Here is a 13,625-nt window from a genome sequence, read left to right on the forward strand (position 1 = left end):
ACTTTATTACAAATATATTATTACAAAATTATTAAAACGATAGAAAAATGGCAGATTTAAAAGATTTCGCAGAACAATTAGTTAACCTTACTGTAAAAGAAGTAAACGAGTTAGCAACTATATTAAAAGACGAGTATGGTATAGAGCCTGCTGCTGCTGCTGCAGTTGCTGTTGCTGGACCTGCTGCTGGCGGTGACGCTGCAGAAGAGCAAACAGAATTTGATGTAATCTTAAAAGCGGCTGGTGGTTCTAAATTAGCTGTTGTAAAATTAGTTAAAGAATTAACTGGTTTAGGATTAAAAGAAGCTAAAGGTTTAGTTGATGATGCACCAAGTGCAATCAAAGAAGCTGTAACTAAAGATGAAGCAGAAGCTTTAAAAGCATCTTTAGAAGAAGCTGGAGCAGAGGTAGAGCTTAAGTAAGCTTTATAACTCAACAATATAAAGGTTTAGGTGTATTCCGTTTTACGGAATAACACCTAGACCATTTTGCATATATAATCATATAGCAAATAAATTGCAAAAACACATTTAAATATGGAAACATGTTAAAATGTTTTAACTAGTGTTTAAAAGCACTATCATTATTTTTTAATCAAAATTCCGTCCATTGATGTTATCAACACAAGCTGAAAGATTAAATTTCTCCTCTATTGTAAATAGAACACAATATCCAGATTTTTTGGATATACAGATTAAATCCTTTCAGGATTTTTTCCAATTAGAAACTAAATCTGAAGAAAGAGGTGATGAAGGTTTATATAATACCTTCATGGAAAACTTTCCAATTACAGATTCTCGTAATCAATTCGTTTTAGAATTTTTAGATTACTTCGTAGATCCACCAAGATATGCTATTGAAGAGTGTATTGAAAGAGGACTAACTTATAGCGTTCCGCTAAAAGCAAGGTTAAAGTTATATTGTACAGACCCTGAACATGAAGATTTCGAAACCATTGTTCAAGATGTGTATTTAGGAACTATACCTTACATGACACCATCAGGTACATTCTGTATCAATGGAGCAGAACGTGTAGTAGTATCTCAATTACACCGTTCCCCAGGAGTATTTTTTGGGCAATCATTCCATGCTAATGGAACAAAATTATATTCAGCAAGAGTTATTCCATTCAAAGGGTCTTGGATTGAGTTTGCTACTGATATTAATCAGGTAATGTATGCTTACATTGATAGAAAGAAAAAATTACCTGTTACAACACTTTTTCGTGCTATAGGTTTTGAGCGTGATAAAGACATTTTAGAGATTTTCGATTTAGCTGAAGAGGTTAAAGTATCAAAATCAGGGTTAAAAAAGTATTTAGGAAGAAAATTAGCTGCTCGTGTATTAAATACATGGCATGAAGATTTTGTTGATGAAGATACTGGAGAAGTTGTATCTATCGAGCGTAACGAAATAGTGCTTGATCGTGATACTGTTCTTGATAAAGAAAATATAGAAGAAATTCTAGAGGTTGAAGTTAAAACTATTCTTTTACACAAAGAAAGTAATGAACAAGGCGATTATGCTATAATTCATAACACACTTCAAAAAGATCCAACAAACTCAGAAAAAGAGGCTGTTGAACATATTTATAGACAATTACGTAATGCTGAGCCGCCAGATGAGGAAACAGCACGTGGTATTATAGATAAATTATTCTTTTCAGATCAACGTTATTCTTTAGGAGAAGTAGGTCGTTATAGAATGAACAAAAAATTAGGTCTTGATATTGGCATGGATAAGCAAGTACTTACCAAAGAAGATATCATCACCATTATAAAGTACTTAATAGAGCTTATTAACTCTAAAGCAGAGATTGATGATATTGATCACTTATCTAACCGTCGTGTACGTACCGTAGGAGAGCAGTTGTCATCACAATTTGGTGTTGGTTTAGCGCGTATGGCTCGTACCATTCGTGAACGTATGAATGTACGAGATAACGAGGTATTTACACCAATTGATTTGATTAATGCTAAAACATTATCATCAGTAATTAACTCGTTCTTTGGTACAAACCAGTTATCTCAATTTATGGATCAAACCAATCCATTAGCTGAAATTACGCATAAGCGTCGTTTGTCTGCTCTTGGACCTGGAGGTCTATCAAGAGAAAGAGCCGGGTTTGAGGTTCGTGATGTACACTATACACACTACGGTCGTTTATGTCCTATTGAAACACCAGAGGGACCAAACATTGGTTTAATATCTTCATTATCTGTTTATGCTAAAGTGAATTCTATGGGATTCATTGAAACACCATATCGAAAAGTGACTAATGGTGTTGTAGATATAGAAAATGAACCAACCTATTTAAGTGCAGAAGAAGAAGAAGAAAAATTAATAGCTCAAGCAACTGTTGAAGTTGATGATAATGGTAAAATTTTACACGATAAGGTAATTGCAAGAATGGAAGGAGACTTCCCAGTAATAGACCCTAACGAACTTCATTATACAGACGTTGCTCCTAATCAAATATCATCTATATCAGCATCTTTAATTCCATTCTTAGAACATGATGATGCCAATAGAGCCTTGATGGGATCTAATATGATGCGTCAAGCAGTTCCATTATTAAGAGTAGATGCACCAATTGTAGGTACTGGATTAGAGCGCCAAGTCGCTTCAGACTCTAGAGTATTAATTAATGCCGAAGGTAATGGAGAGGTATTATATGTTGATGCAAATGAGATTAAAATTAGATACGATCGTACTGAAGACGAAGCTAAAGTAAGTTTCGATTCTGATGTTAAAACATATCAATTAGTTAAATTTAGAAAAACAAACCAAGGTACTTCTATAAACCTTAAACCTATTGTTGTAAAAGGAGATATTGTAACAAAAGGACAAGTATTATGTGAAGGTTATGCTACACAAAAAGGTGAATTAGCACTTGGTAGAAACATGAAGGTAGCCTTTATGCCATGGAAAGGGTATAACTTTGAGGATGCCATTGTGATTTCAGAAAAAGTGGTTCGTGAAGACATTTTTACATCTATACATATTGATGAGTATTCTTTAGAAGTAAGAGATACTAAATTAGGAAACGAAGAGTTAACTAACGATATTCCTAACGTTTCTGAAGAAGCAACTAAAGATTTAGATGAGCACGGTATGATTCGTGTCGGAGCCGAAGTTAAGCCTGGTGATATATTAATAGGTAAGATTACACCAAAAGGAGAATCTGACCCAACACCTGAAGAAAAATTATTACGTGCCATTTTTGGTGATAAAGCAGGCGATGTTAAGGATGCATCTTTAAAAGCTTCTCCTTCATTACATGGTGTTGTAATTGAAAAGAAATTATTTGCTAGAGCTGTAAAAGATAAACGTAAAAGAGCTCAAGATAAAGATGATATCTTAGCTTTAGAAGCGCAATACGATAGAAAATTTGATGAACTTAAAGATGTTTTAGTTGAAAAATTATTTGCTATTGTAAATGGAAAAACGGCTCAAGGTATCTTTAATGATTTAGGTGAAGAAGTATTACCAAAAGGTAAAAAATTCACACTTAAAATGTTAAATGCTGTTGATGATTATGCACACTTAGTATCAGGAAAATGGACAACAGATGAGCATACAAACAAATTAGTAGCAGATTTAGTTCATAATTATAAAATTAAAGAAAACGATTTACAAGGTGCTTTACGTCGTGAGAAATTTACAATTTCTGTAGGAGATGAGTTACCAGCCGGAATTATAAAATTAGCTAAAGTTTATATTGCTAAAAAACGTAAACTTAAAGTTGGTGATAAAATGGCAGGACGTCACGGTAACAAAGGTATTGTTGCACGTATTGTTCGTCAAGAAGATATGCCTTTCTTAGAAGACGGAACCCCTGTAGATATTGTATTAAACCCATTAGGTGTACCTTCTCGTATGAATATTGGTCAGATTTATGAAACCGTTCTTGGTTGGGCTGGTCAAAAATTAGATCGTAAATATGCTACACCAATTTTTGATGGTGCTACAATCGATCAAATTAACGAATTTACAGATGAAGCTGGAATTCCAAGATATGGACATACCTATTTATATGACGGAGGAACAGGTGAGCGTTTCGATCAACCAGCAACAGTTGGTGTAATTTATATGCTTAAACTAGGGCATATGGTAGACGATAAAATGCACGCACGTTCTATAGGGCCTTACTCATTAATAACACAACAACCATTAGGTGGTAAAGCACAGTTTGGTGGTCAGCGTTTTGGTGAGATGGAGGTTTGGGCACTTGAGGCTTATGGAGCATCAAGTACCTTACGTGAGATCTTAACTGTAAAATCTGATGATGTTATTGGTAGAGCTAAAACATACGAAAGTATTGTTAAAGGCGAACCAATGCCAGATCCAGGATTACCAGAATCTTTTAACGTTTTAATGCACGAATTAAAAGGCTTAGGTTTAGACATCAGATTAGAGGAGTAGTTAATTAATTAAATTCATTTCAACCATATATTATGGCAAGAAAACAAGATAAAAATGCAGTTAAGAGATTTAATAAAATCTCAATTGGTTTAGCATCACCAGAATCTATTTTAGCAGAATCTAGAGGTGAAGTTTTAAAACCAGAAACTATCAATTATCGAACTCACAAACCTGAGCGTGATGGTTTGTTCTGTGAGCGTATTTTTGGTCCTGTAAAGGATTACGAATGTGCTTGTGGTAAATATAAAAGAATTCGTTACAAAGGAATCGTTTGCGACCGTTGTGGTGTAGAAGTAACAGAAAAGAAAGTACGTAGAGATAGAGTAGGGCACATTAACTTAGTTGTTCCTGTAGCTCATATTTGGTACTTCCGTTCGTTACCAAATAAAATTGGTTATTTATTAGGTTTACCTTCTAAGAAATTAGATATGATTATTTACTACGAACGTTATGTAGTAATTCAACCAGGTAATGCTAAAAATGAAGAAGGAGAGCCATTACAAAAAATGGATTTCCTTACTGAAGAAGAGTACTTAAATATTTTAGAGGAATTGCCTCAAGATAATCAATACTTAGAAGACGAAGACCCTAATAAGTTTATAGCTAAAATGGGAGCTGAGTGTTTAATAGAGTTATTAGCAAGAATTGATTTAGAATCGTTATCATACGAATTACGTCATAAAGCCAATACCGAAACATCTAAGCAACGTAAAACTGAAGCTTTAAAGCGTTTACAAGTTGTAGAATCTTTAAAAGAATCTAACAATAACCGTGAAAATCGTCCAGAATGGATGATTATGAAAGTTGTGCCAATTATACCGCCAGAATTACGTCCGTTAGTACCGTTAGATGGAGGTCGTTTTGCAACCTCAGATTTAAATGATTTATATCGTCGTGTAATTATACGTAACAACCGTCTTAAAAGATTGGTTGAAATTAAAGCACCAGAAGTAATTTTACGTAATGAGAAACGTATGTTACAAGAATCTGTAGATTCTTTATTTGATAATACGCGTAAATCATCAGCTGTAAAAACAGATTCTAACAGACCATTAAAGTCATTATCAGATTCACTTAAAGGTAAGCAAGGACGTTTCCGTCAAAACTTACTAGGTAAACGTGTTGATTACTCTGCACGTTCTGTAATTGTTGTTGGTCCAGAATTAAAATTATTTGAATGTGGATTGCCAAAAAACATGGCTGCCGAGTTATACAAACCTTTTGTAATTAGAAAATTAATTGAAAGAGGTATTGTAAAAACTGTAAAATCTGCAAAGAAAATTATAGATAAGAGAGAACCAGTAGTTTGGGATATCTTAGAGAATGTTCTTAAAGGACATCCAGTATTACTTAACCGTGCGCCTACTTTGCACCGTTTAGGTATTCAAGCGTTTCAACCAAAATTAATTGAAGGAAAAGCTATCCAGTTACACCCATTGGTATGTACTGCATTTAATGCCGATTTTGATGGTGACCAGATGGCAGTTCACTTACCTCTTGGGCCCGAAGCTATTTTAGAATGTCAATTATTAATGTTGGCATCTCATAATATTTTAAATCCAGCAAACGGCTCGCCAGTAACAGTACCTTCTCAAGATATGGTACTTGGTCTTTATTATATGACCAAGTTACGTAAGTCTACTCCAGAAGTTCCAATTAAGGGAGAAGGACTAACTTTTTACTCTCCAGAAGAAGTAGAAATTGCTTTTAACGAGAAAAGGGTCGATTTAAATGCTGGCATTAAAGTAAGAACTATCGATATTAATGAAGATGGTAAGCTAGATAGAATGATTGTAGAAACTACTGTAGGTAGAGTATTATTCAATCAATATGTTCCTCAAGCTGCCGGATTCATCAATCAAGTATTAACAAAGAAATCTTTAAGAGATATTATTGGTGATATTCTTAAAGTAACATCGGTTCCTGAATGTGCTGATTTCTTAGATAATATTAGAACATTAGGATTTAAATTTGCATTTCAAGGAGGATTATCATTTAGTTTAGGTGATATTATTATACCGCCAGAAAAGCAAGGTATGATTGATAAAGCAAATGGTTTAGTTGATGGTATTACCGGAAACTATAACATGGGACTTATTACCAATAATGAGCGTTATAACCAAGTTATTGATATTTGGACTTCAACAAATGCAGAGTTGACGGAGTTGTCAATGAAACGTATTAGAGAAGATCAACAAGGATTTAACTCGGTGTTTATGATGCTTGATTCTGGAGCTCGTGGATCTAAAGAACAAATTCGTCAGCTTACAGGTATGCGTGGATTAATGGCAAAACCTAAAAAATCTACAGCTGGAGGAGGGTCTATTATTGAAAACCCAATTCTTTCTAACTTTAAAGAGGGGCTTTCTATTTTAGAATACTTTATCTCAACACACGGTGCTCGTAAAGGTCTTGCCGATACCGCACTTAAAACAGCCGATGCAGGTTATTTAACACGTCGTTTAGTTGATGTATCTCAAGATGTTATTATTAACACTGAAGATTGTGGTACATTAAGAGGTGTTGAAGTAGAGCCATTAAAGAAAAACGATGAAGTAGTTGAAAAATTACAAGAACGTATAGTAGGTAGAGTATCATTAAACGATGTTTACGATCCACTAACTGAAGAATTATTAGTATCTGCAGGCCAATTAATTGAAGATGATATTGCTAAGGCAATTGAAGCTTCTCCTATTGAAAGCTTAGAGGTTCGTTCTGCATTAACTTGTGAAGCATTGCAAGGTATTTGTGCAAAATGTTACGGACGTAATTTAGCTACAGGAAAAATGGTACAACGTGGTGAAGCTGTTGGTGTAGTCGCTGCCCAATCGATTGGAGAGCCTGGTACACAGTTAACATTACGTACATTCCACGTAGGTGGTATTGCAGGTAACATTTCTGAAGAAAATAATTTAGCTGCTAAGTTTGATGGTATTGCCGAAATTGAAGATTTAAAAACAGTTAAAGGGCAAGATAGTGAAGGAAATGATATTGATATTGTTATTTCTAGAACATCCGAACTTAAACTTACAGATAAGAAAACTGGCATTGTTTTAAGTACAAATAATATTCCTTACGGTTCTACTATTAATATTAAAAATGGAGATAACTTAACCAAAGGAGATGTTGTATGTACTTGGGATCCATATAATGGTGTAATTATTTCAGAATTTGCTGGTAAGATAAAGTATGAAAACATTGAACAAGGTGTAACATACCAAGTTGAAATTGATGAGCAAACAGGTTTCCAAGAAAAAGTAATTTCAGAATCTAGAAACAAAAAGCTTATACCAACACTTCATATTGAAGATTCTAAAGGAGAAACAATCCGTTCTTACAACTTACCAGTTGGAGCACACTTAATGATTGATGATGGCGATAAGATTGAAGTAGGTAAAGTATTAGTTAAAATACCTCGTAAATCTGCTAAGGCAGGCGATATTACTGGTGGTTTACCTCGTGTAACAGAGTTGTTCGAAGCTCGTAACCCATCTAATCCAGCTGTTGTAAGTGCTATTGATGGTGTGGTTTCTTTCGGTAAAATTAAACGTGGTAACCGCGAAATTATTGTAGAGTCTAAAACAGGAGATATTAAGAAATACCTAGTGAAGCTATCAAGCCAGATTCTTGTTCAAGAAAATGACTTTGTAAAAGCAGGTATGCCTTTATCTGATGGTTCTATAACACCTAACGATATATTGAATATTAAAGGGCCTTCTGCTGTTCAGCAATATCTAGTAAACGAAGTACAAGAAGTATACCGTTTACAAGGCGTTAAGATTAACGATAAACACTTCGAAGTTGTTGTAAGACAAATGATGCGTAAAGTTAGAATTATCGATTCTGGCGATACCATTTTCTTAGAAGACCAATTAGCTCATAAAGCAGATTTCATTAAAGAAAATGATGATATCTTTGGAATGAAAGTTATTGAAGATGCAGGAGATTCATCAAAACTTAAAGCAGGGCAAATTGTTTCGCCTCGCGAGTTAAGAGATGAAAATTCAATTCTACGTAGAGAAGATAAAGCATTAGTTGTTGCTAGAGATGCACAACCAGCAACAGCAACGCCAATTCTTCAAGGTATTACTAGAGCATCTTTACAAACTAAATCGTTTATCTCTGCAGCTTCTTTCCAAGAAACAACAAAAGTACTTAACGAAGCAGCAGTTGCTGGTAAAGTAGATACTTTAGAAGGCTTGAAAGAAAATGTAATTGTTGGACATAGAATTCCAGCTGGTACAGGTATGAGAAGTTATTCTGATATTATTGTTGGCTCTAAAGAAGAGTTTGACGAAATGATGCAAGTAAAGCAAGAATTAAATTATAATTAAAAATATTTTCCTGCGAGGGTAGGAATTTATAAAACAAAAGCCTTCTTGTATATTTATACTCGAAGGCTTTTTTAATATTTAAAAATATACAGTTATGGCTGAAGAAAAAGACAATAAAAAACAAGGACAGATTAATATTGAATTAGATGAGAAAATTGCTGAAGGCACCTATTCTAACTTAGCAATAATAAACCACTCTGTATCAGAATTTGTTGTAGATTTTGTAAACATAATGCCTGGAGTACCTAAAAATAAAGTGAAGTCTAGGATTATATTAACACCCCAACATGCCAAACGTTTATTAAAAGCGTTAGGGGATAATGTTACAAGATTTGAAAACGCTCATGGCGAAATTAAGGATTACGAACAACCTCCTATTCCACTTAATTTTGGTCCTACGGGGCAAGCATAAAAAAAAGCCTTTGAAATTAAACTTCAAAGGCTTTTTTTATTTTGTGTAAATTATTCTTTTCTACTTATCGTTAAATTTTAATCAAATTCGGAAGTAAAGTGTAACTTAATATTAGGGTATTTTTGTTGTGTCATTTGTAATGAAAATGGAGAATCGGCTAAAAATACTAATTGGTTTTGTTTGTCTTTAGCTAAAAATCGTTGCTTTACTCTAATAAATTCTTTGTATTCGTCTGTTTTATAGTTAGTAGGGTCAACCCAACAGGCTTTATGCACATTTAAATTTTCATAAGTACATTTTGCCCCATATTCGTGTTCTAACCTATACTGTATAACTTCATATTGTAATGCACCAACTGTACCAATAACTTTTCTGCCGTTTAGCTCTAGTGTAAACAATTGAGCTACACCTTCGTCCATAAGTTGGTCAATACCTTTAAATAATTGTTTAGATTTTAAAGGATCAGCATTATTAATATACCTAAAATGTTCTGGCGAGAAGCTAGGTATGCCTTTATAGTTTAATACTTCTCCTTCAGTTAACGTATCACCAATTTTAAAAGTACCAGTATCTTGTAAACCTACAATATCACCTGGGTAGGAGGTGTCTACAATTTCTTTTTTCTCTGCAAAAAATGCGTTAGGACTTGAAAACTTTACTTTTTTATTATGTCTAACATGTAGGTATTGCGTATTTCTTTTAAATTCTCCAGAAACAATTTTAATAAATGCTAAACGGTTTCTGTGGTTAGGGTCCATATTTGCATGTATTTTAAAAACAAAACCACTAAACTTTTTTTCATCAGGTTTTACTAAGCGCTCTTCACTTTGTTTAGGCCTAGGTTTTGGAGCTATATCAACAAAGCAGTCAAGTAACTCCCTAACACCAAAATTGTTTAATGCCGAACCAAAAAAAACAGGTTGTTGGTTTCCGTTTAAATAATCTTCTTTATTAAATTCTGGATAAATACCTTCAACAAGTTCAATTTCTTCTCTTAGTGTGTTGGCTGCTTTTTCTCCAACTAATTCATCTAACTCAGGAGATGATAAATCTGAAATTTCTATAGTTTCTTCAATATCTTTTCTACTATCCCCACTAAAAAGATTAATATTTTTTTCCCAAATATTATAAATACCTTTAAACTCGTAACCCATACCAATAGGGAAGCTTAAAGGTGTTACTTTAAGTCCTAATTTTTGCTCTACTTCATCCAATAAGTCAAAGGCATCTTTTCCTTCTCTATCCATTTTGTTAATGAACACAATCATTGGTATGTTTCGCATTCTACAAACTTCAACTAATTTTTCAGTTTGTTCCTCAACACCTTTAGCAACATCAATAACAACAATAACACTATCAACAGCAGTTAATGTTCTAAATGTATCTTCAGCAAAATCTTTGTGCCCAGGTGTATCAAGAATATTAATTTTAATACCATTATATTCAAAAGCTAAAACAGAAGTTGCTACAGAAATTCCACGCTGGCGTTCTATTTCCATAAAATCACTTGTAGCTCCTTTTTTTATTTTATTACTTTTTACAGCGCCTGCTTCTTGTATGGCTCCTCCAAAGAGTAAAAGTTTTTCGGTTAAAGTTGTTTTTCCAGCATCAGGATGCGAAATAATACCAAAAGTTCGCCTACGTTGTATTTCTTTTAAAAAAGACATGAAAATTTAATTTTGGCAAATATAATTTTTATATATCATTTATGTGACTTAAGGGGTTTATTTTGTGTCTTAATAAGTAATTAGTTTATTATTATATATATTTTTTTATGCTCGCATAATAAATATTGAATACTAGTTGTTAATTTTAATTTAAATTCTATTTTTGTTAAAAATTGCATTTTATCGATATAAATAGTAATTTAGCTGATAGGTATTGAAAAGTATTACAATTACAAATTGTTTTTCTCAAATATATGAACAGTACAAACCTACAATTATATATAAAAGCCTACATCGTATATATACGATGTAGGCTTTTTTCGTGGATTTATTATAAAAATTTAAATAAAAAAATTAAGTAAAATAATTACCCTAAATAATATGAAAATATCTACTCGATTCTCTTTAAGAAAATCTTTTTCGTTATTAGCAATCATGTGTATTTACTTGTTTGCTCAAAACGGGTTAGGCCAAACAATTCCAGCTACAGATGGAAATCCAGGCAATTGTTCTAATTGTGCTCCTGCAGGTTGGTTTGATGCTGGTGGTACCCCAGATATATCAAATAGTACAACTGCAGCTGATGCTGGTACTGGTGGAGGTGGTACAGATTGGGTAGTAAGCCCAGGAAGTACAACTAATATAAATTTACCTTTACCTCCTAATGGACATACAGATTGGTTATCCTTAAGAGATTTAGGAAGTGGTGGTACAGAAGAATCTGTATCAACAACCATAGGTGGCCTTACTGTAGGTGAAGAATATGAAGTTGTAGCATATTCGTTAACAGCAGTGACAGAAGCCAACGGATCTGGGTTAAGATATGCAGGGGTTTATAACGATCAATACACATTTGAAGCCGGAGGAAGCGTAAGAGTAGTACAGCTTTCTGGGGCTCCAAATGTATGGAGAACTGATAAATTAAGGTTTTTAGCTGGTGCCACATCTGAAACATTAATTATTCGCCCAGGAGCAAATGGTGCAGCAACAGGAACTACAACAGCAGATTTTAGTTTGTTTGAAACTGTACAAGTTTCAATTACAGTTGATGCTGTTAACGAAGTACCAGTTGCAGACAGTAATACTACTACCACACTTGTAAATAACCCAACTACTTTTAATGTTACAAGTACCGATGTTGATAATGATGGGAACATTGATGATGCTACAGTCGATTTAGATCCATCAACTCCAGGTATTCAGAATTCTTTAGTAACTGCTGATGGTACATGGAGTGTAGATTCTAGCGGAAATGTAACGTTTTCACCAGTAAATGGTTTTGTTGGTACAGCTACAATTCCTTATACTGTTAATGATGATTATACTTTAGATGGTGTTAATGCGTCTGCTACATCAAACCCTGCTAATTTATCAGTTACTGTTTTACCTGATAGTGATGGTGATGGTGTTGAAGATTCAGCAGATTTAGATAATGATAACGATGGTATTTTAGATGAAGATGAATGCAAAGTTGAGCATCAAATAGGATGGTTTCATAATGCAAATGGTGGAACATCAGATTTTGCTACTTTTGATGGAGATTCAAACACAGCACCTACTTCAAGTTTTAGCGGCTCATCAAATATATCATTTGGTTCAGGTTTAGACGAATCAAGAAATTATTCTTTTACTTATATTTTGGATAATGCTGATCAAGATACTTTTGCTGATGCAAAGGCTAATAACGACTATGTTCAGATGTCTTATACAGTTGCAAGTAATGTGGTTTTAAGTACTATTGGTGGTGGTTTTTGGACTAACGCCTCTGGTGATGAAGACGCACCATTAGGTTTCTTTAAAATGGCATTAGAAATGTCTACAAATGCTAGTTTTTCAACAGCAACAGTACTTTTTCAAAATAAACAAATTGGAGATTTATCCCAAGGTTCTACTTATGTTTCGTTTTCAGACGATTATTATATTTCTTTAACAGCTGGAACCACTTATTATTTTAGATTCTATTTGTATGATGAGCAAAATAATGATGTAATAGATAATAGATTGCGTTTTGATGATATTTATTACAATCATATAAATAGTTGTGATACAGATGGTGATGGTATTCCAGATTATCAAGATACTGATTCAGATAATGATGGTTGTCCAGATGCTATTGAAGGGGCCGATAACTTAACAACAAGTGGAACTCTATCAGGAGGTAGTAATGGAGGTAGTTCTAATAATCTTGGTACGCAATCTAATGATAATGGTATTCCTTTGCCTTTGGGAACTACAGGTGGAAATGAAACAACTGGCCAAGCAACAACAACAGGAGTAACAACTGCAACTCAAGTTGCTGTTGATGCTACAGCTTTGGCAAACAAAGAAGTAACTCAAGGTAGTGCAACAACGTTTACTATTACTTCAGCATCTGCTACAAATACAACTTCTTTTACAGGACCAATTTCAGCAAGAGAACCAGATTATGGAGCAGGAACAGATGCTTCTTCTGGAATAAATTACCAGTGGTATATAGGAGATCCAAATTCTGGCGGGACATTAATTATGCCAGGTAACCCTAATTATTCTGGCGAGGATACTATTACGCTTAATATTTTAGATGTAACAGGATTAAATGGGACACAATATTGTTTGTTAATAACTCATGATGATAATGATTGTATAAATGAGGTTAATTGTGCTACACTTACCGTAAATGAACCTCCAGTAGCGGACGATGAAACGATAGGCAATGCGACGATCAACACGGATGTACCAGTTAACGCATTAGATGGGGATAACGATCCAGATGGCGATAACAATAACATGGTGATTACGGAAGTAGAC

Annotated in this window: 6 protein-coding genes; 5 read left to right on the forward strand and 1 reads right to left on the reverse strand. The window is 33.9% G+C overall.

Features of this window, described 5'->3' with window-relative positions:
* The first annotated feature begins 47 nt into the window (after window positions 1–47).
* From rplL to ACNG5D_RS13595, 4 genes are all read left to right on the forward strand, one after another.
* Window positions 48–422, forward strand: coding sequence for a 50S ribosomal protein L7/L12 (gene rplL / locus ACNG5D_RS13580; RefSeq protein ID WP_418184065.1), 375 nt, complete (start codon window positions 48–50; stop codon window positions 420–422).
* 190 nt (window positions 423–612) lie between these two features.
* Window positions 613–4,425: a DNA-directed RNA polymerase subunit beta gene (gene rpoB / locus ACNG5D_RS13585; RefSeq protein ID WP_418184066.1), complete on the forward strand. Its 3,813-nt coding sequence runs from the start codon at window positions 613–615 to the stop codon at window positions 4,423–4,425.
* Between the two features lie 32 nt (window positions 4,426–4,457).
* Window positions 4,458–8,759 carry a DNA-directed RNA polymerase subunit beta' gene (gene rpoC, locus ACNG5D_RS13590; protein ID WP_418184067.1) on the forward strand — a complete coding sequence of 1,434 codons (4,302 nt, stop codon included), beginning with the start codon at window positions 4,458–4,460 and terminating at the stop codon, window positions 8,757–8,759.
* 94 nt (window positions 8,760–8,853) lie between these two features.
* Window positions 8,854–9,171: a DUF3467 domain-containing protein gene (locus tag ACNG5D_RS13595; RefSeq protein WP_418184068.1), complete on the forward strand. Its 318-nt coding sequence runs from the start codon at window positions 8,854–8,856 to the stop codon at window positions 9,169–9,171.
* Window positions 9,172–9,248: 77 nt separating this feature from the next.
* On the opposite strand, the gene ACNG5D_RS13600 is transcribed toward ACNG5D_RS13595, so the two are convergent.
* The gene (locus tag ACNG5D_RS13600; protein ID WP_418184069.1) at window positions 9,249–10,838 is read right to left on the reverse strand and encodes a peptide chain release factor 3; all 1,590 of its coding nucleotides are present in this window, start codon (window positions 10,836–10,838) and stop codon (window positions 9,249–9,251) included.
* A gap of 381 nt (window positions 10,839–11,219) precedes the next feature.
* Here ACNG5D_RS13600 and ACNG5D_RS13605 point away from each other — a divergent pair.
* A partial coding sequence (locus ACNG5D_RS13605; protein ID WP_418184070.1) for an Ig-like domain-containing protein occupies window positions 11,220–13,625 on the forward strand: 2,406 nt, incomplete at its 3' end.

The organism is Algibacter ulvanivorans (assembly GCF_048381495.1).
GTDB classification, from domain to species: Bacteria; Bacteroidota; Bacteroidia; order Flavobacteriales; family Flavobacteriaceae; genus Algibacter_B; species Algibacter_B ulvanivorans.

What these genes read in the sequence shown, in the direction of transcription:
- ACNG5D_RS13600 (WP_418184069.1), bottom strand. Translation starts at nt 10,838, where the DNA reads ATGTCTTTTTTAAAAGAAATACAACGTAGGCGAACTTTTGGTATTATT.
- rpoB (WP_418184066.1), top strand. Translation starts at nt 613, where the DNA reads ATGTTATCAACACAAGCTGAAAGATTAAATTTCTCCTCTATTGTAAAT.
- rpoC (WP_418184067.1), top strand. Translation starts at nt 4,458, where the DNA reads ATGGCAAGAAAACAAGATAAAAATGCAGTTAAGAGATTTAATAAAATC.
- rplL (WP_418184065.1), top strand. Translation starts at nt 48, where the DNA reads ATGGCAGATTTAAAAGATTTCGCAGAACAATTAGTTAACCTTACTGTA.
- ACNG5D_RS13595 (WP_418184068.1), top strand. Translation starts at nt 8,854, where the DNA reads ATGGCTGAAGAAAAAGACAATAAAAAACAAGGACAGATTAATATTGAA.